Below are 19,336 nucleotides of genomic sequence, written 5' to 3'. Positions count from 1 at the left end.
GCATAAAATTTAAAAAGCCACTATCCGCAAGGACAGTGGCTTTTGCTTTTATCGGAATGGTTTTTTATTCCTCCGGAGCGTAGCTCATGGCTGCATGTCGTTTGTAAGTCGCATAACGCCATTTTGCGTTTTCTTCAGCTGCTTTAAACAACACGGCGGCCTGTTCCGGGAATGACTTCTTCAATGATGTATAACGAACTTCACCATTCAGGAATTCCTGGAATTTGCTCCAGTCAGGCTCTTTGGAATCCAACTCAAACGGATTTTTACCTTCGGCTTCCAACAGCGGGTTAAAACGGAAAAGTGACCAATAGCCGGATTCAACCGCTTTTTTCTCTTCTTCCTGCGATTTACCCATGCTGGCACGTAAACCGTGGTTAATACATGGAGAGTAAGCAATGATCAACGACGGGCCCGGGTAAGCTTCGGCTTCACGTAATGCTTTCAGGTATTGCGCCTGGTTAGCGCCCATCGCTACCTGGGCAACATAAACGTATCCGTATGTAATCGCCATCATCCCCAGGTCTTTCTTGCGGATCTTTTTACCCGAAGCGGCAAATTTAGCCACAGCGCCAACCGGAGTTGATTTTGATGCCTGTCCTCCGGTGTTTGAATACACTTCGGTATCCATCACCAGCACGTTTACATCTTCGCCCGAGGCCAACACGTGGTCTAAACCTCCGTAGCCGATATCATAAGCCCATCCGTCGCCACCGAAGATCCAAACTGATTTTTTCACGAGGTATTTTTTCAGGCCAAGGATGTCTTTCGCATAAATGGCATCTTTTCCCTCTAACACTTCAATTACTTTGGCAGAAGCTGTTTTTGACGCTTCAGCATTATTTTTACCTTCGATCCAGGCGGTGAAAGCCTCTTTTTCGGCCTCGCTGATGCCGTCGTTCAAAGCCTCAGCCATAATGGCTTCAATGCGGTCGCGTTGAGCATTTACCCCTTCGGCCATACCAAAACCATACTCGGCATTGTCTTCGAACAAGGAGTTTGCCCAGGCTGGTCCGTGACCGCTCTCTTTGTGTTTGCAATAGGGAGTTGCCGGAGCCGAACCTCCGTAAATTGAAGAACAACCGGTGGCATTGGCCACCATCATCCGTTCGCCGTACAACTGGGTAATCAGTTTAATATACGGTGTTTCACCGCAGCCGGCGCAAGCTCCGGAGAACTCGAACAGGGGTTGTGCAAACTGGGAGTTTTTAACTGACTTGTGTTTTTCAACAACAGCTTCTTTGTAGCTCACATTTTTATCCATATAGTCCCAACGAGCAACTTCAGCTTCCTGTGTACCCAGCGATTTCATCACCAGTGCTTTTTCTTTCGACGGGCAAACATCGGCACAGTTGCCGCAACCGGTACAGTCGAGAACCGAAACCTGAATCCGGAACGACAAATCGGGGAATTGTTTGGTCGGCGTAGCTACACGGGTTTCTGTTCCTTCGGGTGCATTGGCCTTTTCGGCTTCTGTCAGCAGGAATGGACGGATTGCAGCATGAGGACAAACATAGGCACACTGGTTACACTGGATACAATTGTCAGCCTGCCATTCAGGCACGTTCACCGCGATACCCCGTTTTTCGAAAGCAGATGTTCCTTGTTCGAAGGTTCCGTCTTCGTACCCAACGAATTTCGAAACAGGCAAATCATTCCCTTTCTGTGCATTGATGATATCAACAAATTTGCTGATATATTCCGGGCGATCGGCTGCTGCCAGTTCTTCCTCCAGTTTAATATCGGCCCACTCGGCAGGAACAGCCACCTTGGTCACATTCACACCACCGGCATCAACTGCGGCAAAGTTCATGTTAACAATTTTTTCACCTTTTGCACCATACGATTTTACAATCGCTTTTTTCATTTGCTCAACGGCCTTCTCGTAAGGAATAACGTTGGTAATTTTAAAGAAAGCCGATTGCATGATGGTATTGGTACGGGTTCCCAAACCAAGTTCTTCACCCAGTTTTGTACCATTGATGATGTAGAAGTTGATCTCTTTTTGGGCCAGGGTACGTTTCATGTGATCCGGCAAACGTTTTTTGGTTTCTTCTTCATCCCAGATGGAGTTCAGCAGGAATGAGCCGCCTTTTTTCAAGCCTTTCAATACATCGTACAGGTTGATGTAAGCCGGAACATGGCAAGCTACAAAGTCGGGCGTGGTGACCAAATAGGTCGAACGAATCTGGCTGTCGCCAAAACGCAGGTGAGAACAAGTAAAACCACCTGATTTTTTTGAGTCGTACTCAAAATAGCCCTGGCAATATTTATCGGTTGTTTCACCAATAATTTTAATGGAGTTTTTGTTGGCGCCTACGGTACCGTCGGAACCTAAACCATAAAATTTAGCCTCGTAAATGTTTTCGGGCGAAATCTTAATTTCTTCTTTTAACGGAAGCGATTTAAAGGTCACATCATCTACAATGCCCAGGGTGAAACCGTTTTTCGGCTCGTTCATGGCCAGGTTTTCGTATACGGCCAAAATTTGTGAAGGCGTGGTATCTTTCGAACCTAAACCATAACGTCCACCAACAATGACAGGGGCATTTTCTTTACCGTAGAACAAATCTTTTACGTCGAGGTATAAGGGTTCGCCATTGGCTCCGGGTTCTTTGCTGCGGTCGAGAACACAAATCCGTTTTACTGATTTAGGCAAAACATTCATGAAATATTTTACACTGAACGGGCGATACAGGTGAACCGACAATAAACCGACTTTTTGTCCTTTCCCGGCCAGGTGATCAATCGTTTCCTTAATGGTTTCGGTAACCGATCCCATGGCGATGATGATGTTTTCAGCATCGGCAGCACCATAATAGGTAAACGGGTGATATTCGCGACCGGTCAGTTTGGTAATTTCCTGCATGTACGATTCAACAATATCCGGAACGGCATCGTAGAACGGATTGGCAGCTTCTTTTGCCTGGAAGAAAATATCCGGATTTTGAGCGGTACCGCGGGTTACCGGGTTTTCCGGGTTCAATGCGCGGGCGCGGAATCCAGCCAGGGCCTCCTGGTCGATCAGGGGTAAAAAATCTTCCTTATCCAAATATTCAATCTTTTGAATTTCGTGTGAAGTACGGAATCCGTCAAAGAACGAAAGAAAAGGCACGCGCGATTTAATGGTTGCCAGGTGAGAAACACCTGCCAGGTCCATTTCTTCCTGTACCGAACCGGCTGCCAACATGGCAAAACCAGTTTGACGGGTCGCGTAAACATCTGAATGATCGCCAAAAATAGAAAGCGCATGAGCCGCTACAGCGCGGGCGCTCACATGAAATACCGTAGGCAGCAGCTCTCCGGCAATCTTGTACATATTCGGAATCATCAACAATAAACCCTGCGATGCGGTATAAGTCGACGTCAGGGCGCCCGACTGCAATGAACCGTGAACAGCGCCTGCAGCGCCTGCCTCACTTTGCATTTCAGCCAAACGTACCGGACGGCCAAACAAGTTGGTCTTCCCTTTTGCTGCCCATTCATCCACATACTCGGCCATGGTTGAAGATGGCGTAATGGGATAAATACAGGCAACCTCGCTAAACATGTAACTCATATACGCTGCCGCGTAATTTCCGTCACATGTGATAAATTTTTTTTCCTTTACCATGTCTATTCCAGTTAAATTGTTTTTTAATATTTCAAGTTCCAAATTTCAAGTTTCAAGTTTCAGCCTCGCACCCCCCTTTCGTTGAATGGAAAGGTTAGCAGGAGTTTTTAGTACAAAAATCCAAATAACCACAAGGGAATTTTATTTCCCTGCCCTCCCTCAATCATATCAGCAGCGGCGTAACTCTCGTCATTGGCCGGTTCGGTATATTTCCCGCCCACCGAAAAGTCGTACTTGCCGGCCACTTTAAAATCGGCCATTGCAGAGCCTTTTACGGTATGCTTGTAAGCCAACTGATTGTAGAAAAAGGTGGTCCGCAAATTCCGGTTATTGATATTCTCCGGGTCAACCGCATACATGATATTCGTATTATGGGCATAAACCAAGTCCGGTTTTTTAAGTTGGTCTTCCTCCCCGTTCGAAAAAAGCAGGTTAATCAACCTGGCATTTTTCAGATACCGCAAATAGTTCATAATCGTAGCGCGCGATGTTTCCACATCGGTACTAATTTTACTCACATTGGGAGTAAAAGGCACCTGACTGCAAATGATTTGCAACAGTTTTCTGAGTTTTGGTAAATATTTTAATTCAATCTGGTTTAAATAAGTCACATCAATTTCCAAAGCCAGATTAATATGTTTCAAAAGCGTTTCGTTGTAATACGATTTGTTGGTTAAAAAGTATGGATAATATCCGGTTTGCAGGTATTCGTTAAAATAAGCCAGTGGTTTTACCTGATCGGTAATTTGGGCCGCAATAGCTGTATGATTGGTCATGATCTCATCCAGCGAATAACGTTTAAATTGAAAATGACCTTTAAAATTCAAAAATTCACGGAACGAAAGTCCTTCAAGGTGATAAACACGCACAATGTCTTTCAGATCGTGATTGCCTTCGATGACGCGTAATACGGGCGAGGCTGAAAATATGATTTTCAGCTCCGGGAAATGGTCATAACAGGCACGTAATTCGACCGACCAATCCGGGTATTTATGAATCTGATCGAGAATTAACAGCTTCCCGCCTTTTTTGTAAAACTCATCAGCAAAGTTGAAAATCTTGCGCTTTGCAAAGTAAAAATTGTTCAGATTAACGTACAGGCAGGATTTATCTTCAAAATAACGTTCTTTGACCAAATCGAGCAAAAAAATGGTCTTCCCTACTCCGCGAAAACCTTTAATGCAAATCATCCGGTGCGACCAGTCAATTTCATCGACCAATTCCCGACGAATTGTTTCCCTCGGGTATTCGATTAAGGTTTGATGTATTTGCGTGAGATTTTCCATCCCTTCATTTTTCGTGCAAACAAAAGTAAACAGAAAAGGAATATTTTTGCTATCCAGAGATGACAATTTCCCCCTGAAACTGTAATTTATAATTATTAAAAATAAGGAGCCGGTTAGGCGAGTGTTCATAAGTGCGGCATCCCTTTATGGAAAAAGAGTCGCTAAGCCTTTAGCTGTAACCGATTCAGCCATTACTAACAATTGTTGATAAACCATGTGAAAACAAGGTTGATTTAAACACTTGATTTTTATTGACTTATTCGCCTGTTCTGTTGTAAATTTGATCTATCAGGTGAGCGATAAAAGACAGCTCCTGAGGATGCGGAGGCGATGAACGTTCTGAGACGGACTGAATTCAACTCAACCAGGTTTTCGAACCTGCCATCCGAAAGAGCCGAAGTTTAAGTGAACGTGAGACATCACAAGTAACTTAATCAATACGAAACAGTCACTCGAGTTCATGTACGTTTTGACCGAACAGGAACTTTCAAACGGAGAAATTCGTTTCCCCGTGGAAAGTGAAAGACGGAAGGAACCCTGTTCCGAAAGTCTTTCTAATTGGGCAAAGAAGATCGAAAGACCTGGCTTTCCCAACATCCTACAGGACTTCGTCCGGAAAGGGATTCTGAAAGGAATACCTGAGGGACAGCCGGAAGGAACTGCTGTAACAGGTATTTCCTGAAAAGCAAGGGCAGCTTGTTATGAGCGTTGATTGACAAACTGCCGGTCGTAATAACAGTAGCCTGACATGGACGCAACGCAAGTTGCCGGAAGTGAATGGGAGCTATTCATAACGAGTGGTTCCCATTATTGTTTTATCTCCTCAACCATCGCCTGGTCAGCTAACAGATCAGGGTTCCGGTGATGTTCATGGAGTGAATGAGATTGACGGGATTGGCTTACTGCTTTTCGAAGGCGCTACATTTAAAGTCCCGGGCATTTCGCTGGCCGAAGCGCGTCATTTGGCAAAACAGGTTTTCATTCGGGTCCTCCTTTTCGTATTGTTTACAAATGGTGCATAACTCTGGAACCGGTACCGACTCCGGGTTCATCCGATTTCCGTGGTCGTCGAAAAAATCAAAAACAAACGAGCTTTCTTCAGAGCTATTTTGCAGCCCAATTTTCCGGTCGATTTCAGCTTCATCTTCCAGAAAGTCGCGCTGCACGCGCATCCTTAATTCAATCGCTGAGGGCGAAAGCAATAAATCGTCTACTTCAAAATCCCAGTCCTTTGCCAACATTCCTGTTTCTTCGTCATCCTTCATTTGCACCCCCACTTCTTTGCAGGTTGTGCAGTAGCCGGGGAACGGGCAATTTTCCTGGTCGTAATCGCAAAACTCAATGTGGCTTTCGCCAAAGGACAGCGGCACATGCGATTCGGCCCAAAAGTTCCGGATAAACGGGTAACGCAAATTTGCCGGCAACGACTCAGGAAAGTCGAGCTTAAAATGAAACACATCCAGCAGCTTTTCCAATTCTGCTGACAACAGGGCCTGTTGCTGTTCACTGAGTTGTTCTGGTGCCGGAAGCTGCTCCTGCTCCAGACCCGTTATTTCGGCAATGGGCAGTTCTTCGCCTTCAACATATTGCTCAATAAACGACATATCTTCCAGTTCCACTTCATTGTCCGGGTCGGCTTCCGAGTCGAGCCACAACTCGTGCGGTGGCTTCACATTCCAGCTTGCCCGGCGAATATCGGCAATCAATTGTTCGATGTAACGTTGCATATGATTTTTGTTTAGCGGTAATACTGATAAAAGCAATCACCCAGGGTATCGTGAAATCCCCAATCGATATCAACTGTTTTGTCCACGATATCCCTGGCCAGGCTTTCAAAAGCGGAAAGCAAGCCTGCTGAATTAAGGTATTTCAGCGCTTTCAGATACATGATTGACATACAGCTGAAATACTCTTGTACCGGCTTAAATTTTTTATCCAGTTCAAGAATGTGTTTGATCAGCTCCTCTTTGGTGAGCGTGTTTAAATACTTTTTCAGGTTTGGCGTTGGCATAACTAATTACTTTACAATGAAGCTAAAGTTATTGAAAATAACAATCCCCCGACAGGATTTGGAGGCAGGCGGGGGGAATTAAAAAAATAAATTCTGAGCCTTTTAGATCAATCCCTTTTTCGAAAGCGTAAGATTTACCATCAATTTTGTACAAATTGAAATAATGCTGATCGCTTCCATGCAATGGTTTGACTTGGTTTTTATTCAAGCGAATTTGAACAATTTGACCAGACATTCTTTTCAATTGGATTTGGATTGATTTCTTTTTAACTCCAGCATTTCCGTTATCTGCATTTTCTTTTATCAAGACAATAAGCTCTGACTGTAGCTTTAAAAGAACTTCAAAGTTGTTGTCTTTTAAATTCCCCCGCTCCCGCGCGATTGCATCGCGCGGTTTATTGAACGGGCAACCGCACCGATTATTCCGGCCGCTTTCTCGATGAAAATGGCTCGTTAAAATGCTCCTTTACCTCCGCCGGGCAAATTGCCTCACGAGCAGATGCCCTTTTTATTTTAAGGGTGGCTGTGTTATTGACCAGTGGGTTTGAATGATTTTCCAGTGCCCTTCCGGTTCACACCTGAAAACCTCGGTGCAATTCCATTTGTGAACCTGATCTCCGACATATGAACGCAGATTATACGTTAAAACAGCCATTTCCCCGGACGACTGGACGAGAGGATCGATCATTTCATAACGTTCGACTTTGACCTGACCGCGAATCGATTCATACAGCTTGGTCAGATTCTCAAGTCCGTCAATACGTTTTTCCAGAAGCGGATCGAAATAAACAACATCGGCGGCCGACAATTCCAGAAAACCGGAAGGGTCGCCATTGTTCCAACGTTCGAGAGCAGCTCGTTCGAGTGTGATGATCATCTCATCGATCTGCATTTTTTCCTGTGCATAACCCATAACCGAATAGATTAAAAAAAGTGTAACAATAAATTTTTTCATGACCTTATCATTTTATTCACTACGATTATTTTTCCATTCCAGCCGGTTATCAATCCGGTAGGTGATTTTTCCGTTATCGATCAACCAGCGGATAACTTTGATGATTTCGTCTTCGTTACGGTCGATCTTAAAAATCAGCTCTTCATACAAGCATGGCTCGTGCAGGTATTCTTTTAACCGATCGGCAATTTTATCAAATTCAAGCTGGCTCAGGCCCAATTCATTTCGTTCGAGACAAATATCACATTTACCGCATCGCACCGAAGTCTTTTCGCCAAAATACTCCAGCAACATCTGACTACGGCATTTCAATTTCCCGGTTGAATAACGCAGCATGGCATCAATCCGTTCCTGATATTCCTTTTTTCGGTCGGTATAATTTTCCTTCGAAATCTTCAGTCGTTCAATATCCAGGCGTTCTTTGGTGAAAATGATAAAAGGCGTTTTCTTACGCGGGATGTAATGGATGATTTTATGCGAACTCAGGTGATTCAGGAAACGGTACACCACTTCCATCGAAATGTTCGCCCGCTTAGCCAGCAGGTCTTCATCAATTCCCACATAATCCTGAAACAAGCCCGAATACGATCGCAGCAGCAGCTTGATAAAACCGTCGAAATTGGCATTCGCCACCTGAAACTTGTAGAGGTCGTCGCGTCCGACAATAAAATGAACCCGTGATGGATTATCCAGTTCTTCGGTCAGTTCCAGGTAGCCTTCGCGCTGGAGGATTTTCAGACAGTTCAGCACCGTGGTAATCGGGAAACTATATCGTCCGGCAAAATCGCCCAAGCTAAAATCAAGTATTTGATCTTTACCAAACCCGACGGCCAACTGAAAATAATTGCCCAAGGCCTGGTAAACCCGTTTAATCACATCGACAGGCGGGAAAGCCTTCTCCACCTGCTTTTTTAAGGCCAGCACGTCCGATTTGGCGGCAATGAGTACTGCATAAGCCTTATTTTCGTCGCGCCCTGCCCTGCCCGCTTCCTGAAAATAGGCTTCAGGCGAATCAGGTGGCCCCAGGTGGATGACAAAGCGGACATCCGGTTTATCTATCCCCATGCCAAAAGCGTTTGTCGCTACAATCACCCGCGTTTGTCCGCTTTTCCAGGCCTCCTGCTTTTTAGTCCGGCTAAGCGCCGTTAAACCGGCATGATAATAATCAGCCGAAATTCTGTTTTTTTGCAGGTATTCAGCAATCTCCCGGGTTTGTTTTCGGCTACGCACATAAATAATACCGGTACCTTTCGCTTTCTGTACCGACTGCAACAGGTAGGGCAGTTTATCTTCCCGGTTACGAACCAGGTAAGCCAGGTTTTCGCGGAAAAAACTTTTTCGCAACACATGTTCCTGCTTAAAATTCAGTTGTTGCTGAATGTCTGTTTCAACCTTTGGAGTAGCAGTTGCGGTTAATGCCAAAATCGGCACATAGGGCAGTAAATCGCGTAATTCTCGGATTCGCAAATAGGAAGGGCGAAAATCGTAACCCCACTGAGAAATGCAATGCGCCTCGTCCACGGCAATCAGGTTCACGGTCATTTGCGGCAAACGTTCGCGAAAACGCTCGGTCGCTATACGTTCGGGCGACAGGTACAGGAATTTGTAATCACCCCAGGCAGCGCTGTCAAAAGCCAGCCTCACCTCCTGTACGCTCATTCCCGAATGAATCGCCATCGCCTTGATGCCTTTTTTTTGCAGGTTTTCCACCTGGTCTTTCATCAACGAGATCAAGGGTGTAACAACCAGGCAGGTACCGGGCTTCGACAGGGAATATACCTGAAAGGTAATGGATTTACCCCCGCCTGTCGGCATCAATCCGAGCGTATCTTTCCCGGCGGCAACGGACAGAATGATCTCTTCCTGAAGCGGACGAAACTTTGAATAGCCCCAATAACGGGTTAATATGGATTGATACTCATTCAATTTTTCAACTTTTCAGCAATGAATAGGAAATAGTTCTCAACTTAACAAATTTTAATGAAAATTAATTTTTTTAATCGCCCCGTGCAAGCCCTAAAAAAAATCAATATCCGCTAAAAATTCGTAGTTTTGACTATTGAATTCAATAAAATATCAACAATGCCATTTTTTACGGATAAAGTAGTTTCTGAAGGGCTGACATTCGACGATGTCTTATTAATCCCGTCGTATTCGGAAGTTTTACCACGCCAGGTTGATCTTAGTTCCAACTTTACCCGGTCGATCCGCTTAAACACGCCGGTGGTTACGGCAGCCATGGACACCGTAACCGAAGCGCCTATGGCCATTGCCATTGCCCGCGAGGGTGGTATTGGCGTAATTCACAAAAACATGAGCATTGATGAACAAATTCACCAGGTTATTTCGGTTAAACGAGCCGAAAACGGGATGATTTTCGACCCCATCACCATTTCGAAGGAGAAAAAGGTGGGCGATGCGATTGAACTGATGCGTAATTACAAGATCGGGGGCATTCCGGTGGTTGATGATGAAAAGAAACTGGTAGGTATTGTCACCAACCGCGATCTTCGTTTTGAATCGGATATGAATAGGCCCGTGGCCGAGGTAATGACCTTCGAAAACCTGGTTTATACCACCGAATCAACCGATTTGGAACGCGCCGCCGAGATTCTTCAAAAACATAAAATTGAAAAATTACCGGTTGTCGATAAATCGAACCGCTTAATTGGCTTGGTTACCTATAAAGACATTACCAAAGCAAAAGATAAACCGCTGGCCAGCAAAGATGCTAAAGGAAGACTTCGTGTAGCGGCCGCTGTAGGTGTTACTGCAGACTCGATTGATCGCATTGACGAACTGGTTAAAGCACAAGTTGATGCCATTGTTATTGATACCGCCCACGGGCATTCGAAAGGCGTATTGGAAACCCTGCGAAGAGCCAAATCCAAATACCCCGGGATAGATTTTGTAGCCGGGAATATTGCCACAGCCGAGGCGGCTACCGACCTGGTGTTGGCTGGCGCCGATGCCGTAAAAGTAGGTATCGGGCCGGGATCCATTTGCACCACCCGCGTTGTGGCAGGAGTTGGTATCCCGCAATTATCGGCCATTTACAATGTGGCAAAAGCACTTAAACACAGTGATGTCCCCATAATTGCCGACGGAGGTATCCGTTATTCAGGCGATATTGTGAAAGCCATTGCTGCCGGGGCCTATTCCGTTATGGCCGGATCGCTTTTTGCCGGAGTTGAAGAATCTCCGGGCGAAACCATTATTTTCCAGGGCCGGAAATTCAAAACCTATCGCGGTATGGGATCCATAGAGGCCATGCAGGCCGGCTCGAAAGACCGCTATTTTCAGGATACGGAAGACGATATTCGCAAACTGGTGCCTGAAGGAATTACAGCCCGGGTACCATTCAAAGGATCGCTGTATGAAGTGCTTTACCAGCTAATCGGCGGATTACGCTCGGGCATGGGCTATTGCGGGGCACCTAATATCGAAGAACTTTGGCAGGCCAAATTTACGCGGATTACCAATAATGGCGTACAGGAAAGCCACCCGCACGATGTGACCATTACGCGCGAATCTCCGAACTATAGTTCGCGGCAATAGTTTTATTTCCACAGATCCGGCTTAAAAAAATTGAACCAGCTCAGATGTTTAGAATAATCCTCCTGCTTACTATGTTTTCTGCGTCATTTGTTGCTTTCTGTCAACCGGCAGAACTGGAAGTTATCCTGACAATCGATGACCGTCTGTTTTACAAAGACGAGTTTATCAGCTTATATGAAAAGAATAACCAGAACCTGCAAATTCAATCCGAAAAGAAAAGTCCGGAGCAGTACATGGAGCTGTTCATCAACTACAAATTGAAAGTGATGGAGGCGGAAAGATTAAAAATGGACACGCTCCCCGCTTTCAAAAAAGAGTACCAACAATTCAAAAAAGAATTGATTTTGCAGTTCCGAAGCTCTGCCATATCGGAAGAAATGATCGAAACAGCCTATTTCCGTGCAACAAACGAACTGAAAGTCAGCCACATTTTAATACGTTTACCGATGCCGGTTTCTCCTCGGGATACCCTGGACGCCTGGACAGGAATAATGGATATCCGGCAGCAAATCATCAACGGAGCCGATTTTAACAACATGGCTATGAAATACTCGCAAGACCCCTCAGTCCCTCACAATAAAGGATTGATCGGATATTTCAGGGGATTTCAGATGGTGTATCCATTTGAGGATGCCGCCTTCAAAACACCGGTTGGCGAACTGACTATGCCCGTTCGCACCCCATTTGGCTATCACCTGATTTTGGTTCACGATAAGCGACCGCTGGATCAGCCCGTAAAAACTTTAGCCGAAATGCGCGATGAGTTAATCGTGAGGATCAGGCGAAATATTGAATTCAACAGCTTGAATCAAATTTCCGGACAAGCCGATGAATTTCCGGAAGAAAAATATCCGGAATTTACCCAGCTGATGCAGGAGTTCCGTGACGGAATCTTACTGTTTAACCTGTCTGAGGAAATGGTGTGGAATCGCGCCCGTGAAGATTCGCTTGGTTTACAGGTATTTTATATGAAAAATAAAGGCCGCTATCGTTGGGATGAACGATTCAGCGGATGGGTTATTCAGTGTAAAACACAGGCGGCTCGCGATTTTGTCGATGAAATGATATCAGCCGACAGCCGGATCTCCAAAGAAGAAATGGAAGACCGGGTGAATCTGGAATATAAAAATCAGGCAGATATCCTGAAAGGCAATTTCAGCAAAGGTGAAAACCCGCTGGTTGATCACTTGGTTTGGAATGGGCCTGAACCGGCTGGCTACCTGGATGGACTTCATTTCATCAATGGAAATAAAACAGCGGCCGAACCCAAATCGCTGGAAGAAGCACGGGGTTTATACCAATCCGGTTTTCAGGACTTCCTTGAAACGGAATGGATAAAACAACTCCGGAAAAAGTATAAAATAAAAGTGAACAGGAATGCTTTGAAAACCGTCAAACCCGTTTAATCCGGGGCTACCCGGTTGAGCGTTCAGAACAGAAGAAATAAAAAAACATGATAAAACAAATTAAGTTTATACCAGTAAGAATGGTGAAAATGTGTAAAGGATCGTTTTTAATACCACATGAATTTTGCATGACAATCCTGTGGAATAGCCTGATTTTAATGATTTTACTTTCAGCATGTCAGCAGGAAAAACCGGCCCTGACTCCTTTGGCCCAGGTTGATGAAAATTATCTCTATCTGGAAGATGTCAAACAAATTCTTCCTGAGAACCTGTCTGAAACCGATAGCTCCCTGTGGGTAGACGATTTTGTAAAAAGGTGGGTTCGTACCGAATTGGTTATTTTAAACGCCGAACAAAACCTGACACCGGAACAAAAAAATGTGGATAAAGAACTGAAAGAATACCGCAACTCGTTAATCACCTACCGTTATAAGAAAGAACTCATGGCCCAAAAAATGGATACGATGGTGAAAGCAGAGGATATTGAACAGTATTTCCGGGAACATCAGCAGGAATATATCCTGAAAAACAACATTGTAAAAGCTGTCTTTTTAAAAACGCCGATAGAGGTCGCCAATCCTGAAATCATTAAAAATCTTTGTCTGGATGAAGATCCTCAGAAACTAGCCCAGCTCGACGAATACAGCATTCAATATGCCAAAGCCTATGACCGGTTTGGCGACAAATGGATTAATTCGACTACCATCCTCGCGCAAATTCCCGATAAAATTAGCGATGAGGAACGATTTTTAAGAAGAAACAAGTTTATAGAAAGTAGTGATACAGATTATTATTACTTTATTTGTATCCGCGATTTTCGCTTCCAGGGACAAATTGCCCCGGTTGAGTATATCGAATCCGATATCAGGAACATTATTCTGAACCAACGTAAAGTGAAATTCCTGAGAGACATCGAAAACGATATTTATAAAGAAGGTTTAGCATCGAATAAGTTTAAAATTTATAATATTCAAAAATAGACAGATATGTTCAGAAAAGTATTAGCCGCTTTCATTGTCCTGTATACTCTCACAAGCGTTTCAGCTGTTTATGCGCAAGACAAAATGATTGATCATATTGTTTCGGTTGTTGGAAGCAATATCATTATGAAATCGGACATTGAGAGCATGTACATGCAGAACCAGGCACAAGGAGTCGCTTCAGACGGCGATATGAAATGTGAGATCCTGGAAGAATTCCTGATTGAAAAATTATTAATTGCCGAGGCCGAACTGGACACAACCATCGAGGTGACCGACAGCCAGTTGAACCAGCAACTCGACCAGCGGATGCAATACTTTATAAAAAACCTGGGATCGGAAAAAGCCGTTGAAAATTACTTCAAAAAACCCATCATGCAAATTAAGGCCAGCCTGGAGGAGGTAATCCGTAACCAACTTATGACCAACCAAATGCGCAATAAAATTATTGGAAAAGTTTCCATTACGCCGGCCGAGGTCCGTTACAACTACCGGAATATGAAAAATGATGAAATCCCTCAGGTAGCGCCTCAGGTTGAATATGCCCAGATCAGCCTGTATCCTCCCATTGAACTGGAAGAAGAAAACGCGATTAAAGCCCGGCTTCGTGAGTTCAAAAAACGAATTGAAGATGGCGAAAACTTTGCCACCCTGGCCGTACTTTACTCCGAAGATCCCTCTGCCCCAAATGGCGGTGAACTGGGCTACATGGGACGAGCTCAACTCGACCATGCGTATGCTGCCGCAGCTTTTAACCTGCGGGGCGACCGGGTATCGAACGTCGTAAAAAGTGAGTTTGGCTATCATATTATCCAACTGATCGACCGCAAAGGAGAACAGGTAAATACCCGTCACATCATTATCATACCCAAGCCAAACCCCGAAGCGATGGCAAAAACCTCCAGCCAACTGGACAGCCTTGCCAGCAAGATCAGAAAAAATGAGATTACCTTCGAAAATGCAGCCATGCGTTTCTCCGGAGATAAAAACTCACGAAACGGCGGCGGCGTGGCCATCAACCCTTACACCATGTCTTCAAAATGGAAAAAAGATGAACTCGATCCCGATGTCAGTAAGGTGTTGGCAAAAATGAAGGAAAATGAAATTTCAGATCCGTTTTTAACAATTGACGACAAACAGCGACCGGTTTACAAAATCGTGAAACTAATCAGTCAATCGAAAGAACATAAAGCCAACTTGCAGGACGACTATCAGCTTCTTAGTGAAATGTTCCTGGAGAAAAAACGGGAAGAAGCGCTGAGTAAGTGGATTTCGGAACAACAGGCCAAAACGTATATTCGTATTGACGAAACCTATATGAACTGTAACTTTAAGTTTAAAGGCTGGATCAAATAAAAACGATTAGTAAACGATGAACTTCAAAAACGAGGTAGAAGCTGCTGACGCGCTGAAGGCCAGAATTGACCTGTTACACGCGGAAATAAAAAAACGCATCTATGGTCAGGACGAGATTATCAAGCAAGTCCTGATCTCGATGTTCAGCCGTGGACATTGCCTGCTGATTGGCGTTCCGGGTCTGGCCAAAACCTTACTCGTCAACACCATTGCCGATGTGCTTGGTTTGAAATACAGCCGAATACAGTTTACGCCTGATCTCATGCCTTCAGACATCATCGGAACTGAAATTCTGGATAAAGAGCGGGAATTTAAATTTGTCAGAGGGCCCATATTTGCCAATATCATCCTGGCTGACGAAATCAACCGGACGCCGCCAAAAACACAGGCTGCCTTACTTGAGGCCATGCAGGAACGAGCCGTAACTGCTGCAGGCGAACGATTTGAGTTGGATAAACCATTTTTTGTTTTAGCCACCCAAAACCCGATTGAGCAGGAAGGAACCTATCCCCTCCCCGAAGCCCAGCTCGACCGGTTCATGTTTTCCATTTGGCTAGACTACCCAAAGTTTGAGGACGAGCTGACGATTGTAAGAAATACAACCTCCGGCTTTTCCAATGAACTTTCAATCATCCTTTCGGCCGAAGAGATCAGGTATTTTCAACAGTTGGTGTTAAAAGTACCTGTTAACGACCATGTACTTCGCTACGCAGTTGACCTGGCAGCAAAAACACGCCCGGGAACAGAAAAAGCAGCCACTGTGGCCAACAAGTACCTGAAATGGGGAGCTGGCCCCAGGGCCTCACAATACCTGATCCTGGGAGCAAAAACCCATGCCGTCATCTCGGGGAAATATTCGCCTGATATGGAAGATGTAAAGGCTGTGGCCAAGAATATCCTTCGCCACCGGATTATTAAAAACTATAAGGCCGAGGCCGAAAACATCTCCGTGGACCAGCTGATTGATGAATTACTTTAATACTTTTGTCTCCGTTATGGCAGGTAAGTTCCAAAAAAAATCAATACTCCTCCTCCTTGTTTTATTCCCCTTCGTTTTATATGCCCAACAAAAAAGGAAGGTCGACATCGAACAAGCCGATGTGATGCAATTCGATGAAAAAATCATTGCCAACGCGCATCGTTTACTTGGCAACGTCATTATCCGCCACAATAATGTAAGGATGTGGTGCGACAGCGCCTATTCCTATACCAACGCCAACATAGTTGATGCCTTTGGAAAGGTACACATCATCAAAGACGACACCCTGCACTTATACGCCAATTTTGTGAACTATAACGGGGATACCCGCTGGGCGCTGGCCCGCGGCAACGTCAGGCTGGTAAACAAATCGGTTGTGTTAACCACCGACACCTTGAAATTTGACATGAACCGGAACATTGGCTATTACGATTATTACGGAACGGTGAAAGACAGCGCGAATACGCTTTACAGTAAAATCGGCGAGTATTACACCAATCTCGACAAAGCGATATTTAAAACCGAAGTGGAAGCGGTTACGCCAAGCTATACCTTAATTTCAGACACCCTGATCTACAACCCGCAAACGGGTGTCGCCTCCATCGTGGGTCCAACCACCATATACGACGAAAAAGACACGCTCGACGCCACCTCCGGGTTTTACCACACAAAAACCGGTTATGCCGAGTTGTATGAACGACCGGTGATCCGGACCGAAGAACAACATGTTGTAGCCGATTCTATTTTTTACAATAAAACATCGGGCGACGGTTTGGCCCTCGGGAATGCCAGCGTTCATGATTTCAAAAACAAAATTATTGTCCGCGGAAATCATCTTGTTTACAACGATATTCAAAAAAATGCACTGGTAACCGATTCTGCACACTTCCTGTTTTATTCAGAAAGAGATACACTCTTTCTGCATGCCGATACGCTGAAGATGATACCGGACACGATTCCCGATGAAAGACAACTTTTGGCCTATTTCCGGGTAAAATTCTTCCGCGAAGATTTGCAGGGAAAATGTGATTCCCTTGTTTACTGGTCCAGAGACTCAACCATCCAACTCTTCCACCAACCGGTGGTTTGGTCGGGTGCCAACCAGATGAGTTCGGAGTACATGGAGGTGATCACAAAAGACAAGGAAAACCAGTTAATCGAAATGAAACGCCAGGCATTTATTATTTCACAGGAAGATTCTGCCCGTTTCAACCAAATCAAAGGACGAAACATGACCGGTTTTGTCAGAAAAAACGACCTTTATAAAATTGATGTAGACGGAAACGGGCAATCGCTCTATTATGCCCGCGACGATAACGGTCTGATCGGTTTAAATAAGGCTGAAAGCAGCAATATCCGGATATCGCTGAAAGAAAGCAAAGTGAACAAAATTGCCTTTATTACTTCGCCCGACGGACAGTTGTTACCCATACCGGATCTTATGGATGAAGACAAAACACTTCCGGGTTTCATCTGGCTCGACAACATCCGGCCCAAATCAGTTTATGATATCTTTATCAAAGAAAAATAGCAGGATCATTCGTCCTGCTATTCATATCATTAATTGCCTGCTACAATTTAATACTCGTCTTCATTGAAGAAAAAGTCATCTTTGCTCGGATAATCCGGCCAAATGTCTTCAATGCTTTCGTAGATTTCTCCTTCGTCCTCAATCTCTTGCAAGTTTTCAATCACCTCAAGGGGTGCTCCGGAGCGGATTGCATAGTCAATCAGCTCATCTTTAGTTGCCGGCCAAGGGGCATCTTCCAGTTTTGATGCGAGTTCTAGTGTCCAGTACATATTCGAAGGTATTTTTAGTTTGATTTTCTTATGATTTGCGAATATATAAAAAAATACATCAAAATCGACAAAATATTTTCGCTACATTTTAACCTGAAATCCAGGGGGTTTCAGGCATGTTTTGATCGTGGTTTATTTTACGGCTCAGCACAAAAAGGTAGTCTGAAAGCCGGTTCATGTATTTGATGAGATTTTTATCCACATCAACCTGATCGGCAAGCCCGATAATGCGACGTTCTGCGCGCCGGCATACGGTCCGGGCCACATGCGCGTATGCTGCTCCGGGACTGCCTCCCGGTAAAATAAAGTGGTTCAACTTGGGTAAAATTTCAAACATCTGGTCCATTTCCTGTTCCAGTTGCTCAATATCCTTATCGGTGCAGGGAATTTGTACTTTAAAGGCCCCGGCATTTTCTCCGGTAGCCAACTGCGCCCCGATCACAAACAACTTTGACTGGATTTCGGCAAGTACTTTTTTCGCCCGCTCATCAACTTCGGTGGTCAGAATCACGCCGATGTGGCTGTTCAACTCATCAACGGTACCGTAAGCTTCCAACCGGATATCGTATTTCTTTACCCTGTTTCCGCCAATCAGGCCGGTGGTCCCGTCATCGCCTGTTTTGGTATAAATACGTACTTCTTTGTCCATTAATACACCGGGTTAGGGTTTACAACATCAGATTCAACTTCCCCGTCCTTCAGCCGGATAATACGGTGTGCATGCCGGGCAATATCCTCTTCGTGCGTAACAACAATCAGGGTATTGCCTTGTTTATGAATTTCCGAGAATAAATGCATGATTTCTTCTGAAGTTTTGGAATCCAGGTTCCCGGTAGGTTCGTCGGCCAGCAGGATTGCCGGATTATTAATCAGGGCGCGGGCTACAGCCACCCGTTGACGTTGTCCGCCGGAAAGCTCATTGGGTTTGTGCTCCACACGGTCGGCCAGACCCACATCGGCTAAAATTTTCTCCGCACGGGCATAACGCTGCTGTTTTTTCACGCCGGCGTAAATCAGCGGAAGCATCACATTCTCCAGTGCATTATTTCGGGGAAGCAGGTTAAACGTTTGAAATATGAAACCAATCTCCGAATTTCTGATTTCGGCCAACTCGTCATCCGACAAATGGCTGACATCCTTGCCGTTCAATTCATACCGTCCGCCGGTGGGCGTGTCCAGGCAGCCAATCACATTCATTAAGGTCGATTTTCCCGAACCCGATGCCCCCATAATGGCAACATATTCTCCTTCGTTAATTTGTAAGTTTACCGATCGCAAAGCCCGGACAATCTGCGTGCCCACTTTATAGTTTTTAACGATCTCTGTTAACCTGATTACTTCTTTCATACGTGTAGTTTATGTGTTTGCAGGCTGTTTTTAATTGTGGTCTGT

16 protein-coding genes are annotated in these 19,336 nt (G+C 44.9%); 6 read left to right on the top strand and 10 right to left on the bottom strand.

All coding sequences use genetic code 11. The features are described 5' to 3' along the window. Positions 1-64 precede the first annotated feature (64 nt). The 7 genes from nifJ to AC6H3C_RS12400 all read right to left on the bottom strand — a co-directional run bounded on the left by nifJ (position 65) and on the right by AC6H3C_RS12400 (position 9,791). Positions 65-3,613 (bottom strand): pyruvate:ferredoxin (flavodoxin) oxidoreductase, encoded by a 3,549-nt coding sequence (gene nifJ / locus AC6H3C_RS12430; protein ID WP_497521223.1) that lies wholly within the window; start codon positions 3,611-3,613, stop codon positions 65-67. Between the two features lie 107 nt (positions 3,614-3,720). Further along, positions 3,721-4,899, bottom strand: a complete 1,179-nt coding sequence (locus AC6H3C_RS12425) for an ATP-binding protein (RefSeq protein WP_497521222.1) — start codon at positions 4,897-4,899, stop codon at positions 3,721-3,723. Between the two features lie 899 nt (positions 4,900-5,798). After that, on the bottom strand, positions 5,799-6,626 hold the full coding sequence (locus AC6H3C_RS12420; protein ID WP_497521221.1) for a hypothetical protein: 828 nt from the start codon (positions 6,624-6,626) through the stop codon (positions 5,799-5,801). A gap of 11 nt (positions 6,627-6,637) precedes the next feature. Then, complete coding sequence (locus AC6H3C_RS12415; RefSeq protein ID WP_497521219.1) at positions 6,638-6,910, bottom strand: hypothetical protein; 273 nt, start codon at positions 6,908-6,910, stop codon at positions 6,638-6,640. A gap of 28 nt (positions 6,911-6,938) precedes the next feature. Further along, the gene (locus AC6H3C_RS12410; RefSeq protein WP_497521217.1) at positions 6,939-7,217 is read right to left on the bottom strand and encodes a hypothetical protein; all 279 of its coding nucleotides are present in this window, start codon (positions 7,215-7,217) and stop codon (positions 6,939-6,941) included. A 201-nt stretch (positions 7,218-7,418) separates the two neighbouring features. Continuing rightward, positions 7,419-7,865: a YybH family protein gene (locus AC6H3C_RS12405; protein ID WP_497521215.1), complete on the bottom strand. Its 447-nt coding sequence runs from the start codon at positions 7,863-7,865 to the stop codon at positions 7,419-7,421. 12 nt (positions 7,866-7,877) lie between these two features. Beyond that, on the bottom strand, positions 7,878-9,791 hold the full coding sequence (locus AC6H3C_RS12400) for a RecQ family ATP-dependent DNA helicase (protein WP_497521213.1): 1,914 nt from the start codon (positions 9,789-9,791) through the stop codon (positions 7,878-7,880). 156 nt (positions 9,792-9,947) lie between these two features. On the opposite strand from AC6H3C_RS12400, the gene guaB reads away from it, so the two are divergent. From guaB to AC6H3C_RS12370, 6 genes are all read left to right on the top strand, one after another. After that, positions 9,948-11,423, top strand: a complete 1,476-nt coding sequence (guaB, locus tag AC6H3C_RS12395; protein ID WP_497521211.1) for an IMP dehydrogenase — start codon at positions 9,948-9,950, stop codon at positions 11,421-11,423. 44 nt (positions 11,424-11,467) lie between these two features. Then, a complete protein-coding gene (locus tag AC6H3C_RS12390) occupies positions 11,468-12,829 on the top strand; it encodes a peptidylprolyl isomerase (RefSeq protein ID WP_497521209.1) in 1,362 nt (453 codons plus the stop codon). A 128-nt stretch (positions 12,830-12,957) separates the two neighbouring features. Then, complete coding sequence (locus AC6H3C_RS12385) at positions 12,958-13,809, top strand: hypothetical protein (protein WP_497521207.1); 852 nt, start codon at positions 12,958-12,960, stop codon at positions 13,807-13,809. A gap of 6 nt (positions 13,810-13,815) precedes the next feature. Next, complete coding sequence (locus tag AC6H3C_RS12380) at positions 13,816-15,165, top strand: peptidylprolyl isomerase (protein ID WP_497521205.1); 1,350 nt, start codon at positions 13,816-13,818, stop codon at positions 15,163-15,165. A 16-nt stretch (positions 15,166-15,181) separates the two neighbouring features. After that, positions 15,182-16,144: an AAA family ATPase gene (locus AC6H3C_RS12375; protein WP_497521204.1), complete on the top strand. Its 963-nt coding sequence runs from the start codon at positions 15,182-15,184 to the stop codon at positions 16,142-16,144. 16 nt (positions 16,145-16,160) lie between these two features. Further along, a complete protein-coding gene (locus AC6H3C_RS12370; protein WP_497521202.1) occupies positions 16,161-17,675 on the top strand; it encodes an OstA-like protein in 1,515 nt (504 codons plus the stop codon). Between the two features lie 47 nt (positions 17,676-17,722). On the opposite strand, the gene AC6H3C_RS12365 is transcribed toward AC6H3C_RS12370, so the two are convergent. The 3 genes from AC6H3C_RS12365 to AC6H3C_RS12355 all read right to left on the bottom strand — a co-directional run bounded on the left by AC6H3C_RS12365 (position 17,723) and on the right by AC6H3C_RS12355 (position 19,291). After that, a complete protein-coding gene (locus AC6H3C_RS12365; protein ID WP_294593799.1) occupies positions 17,723-17,944 on the bottom strand; it encodes a DUF2795 domain-containing protein in 222 nt (73 codons plus the stop codon). Between the two features lie 88 nt (positions 17,945-18,032). Further along, on the bottom strand, positions 18,033-18,593 hold the full coding sequence (locus tag AC6H3C_RS12360; protein WP_497521200.1) for a cob(I)yrinic acid a,c-diamide adenosyltransferase: 561 nt from the start codon (positions 18,591-18,593) through the stop codon (positions 18,033-18,035). Continuing rightward, positions 18,593-19,291: an ABC transporter ATP-binding protein gene (locus AC6H3C_RS12355; RefSeq protein ID WP_497521198.1), complete on the bottom strand. Its 699-nt coding sequence runs from the start codon at positions 19,289-19,291 to the stop codon at positions 18,593-18,595. The genes AC6H3C_RS12360 and AC6H3C_RS12355 overlap by 1 nt, the downstream gene beginning before the upstream one ends. Positions 19,292-19,336: the final 45 nt, after the last annotated feature.

The sequence above is a fragment of the Gaoshiqia sp. US2 genome (genome assembly GCF_059705485.1).
This window is presented reverse-complemented; position numbering and strand designations above follow the sequence as displayed.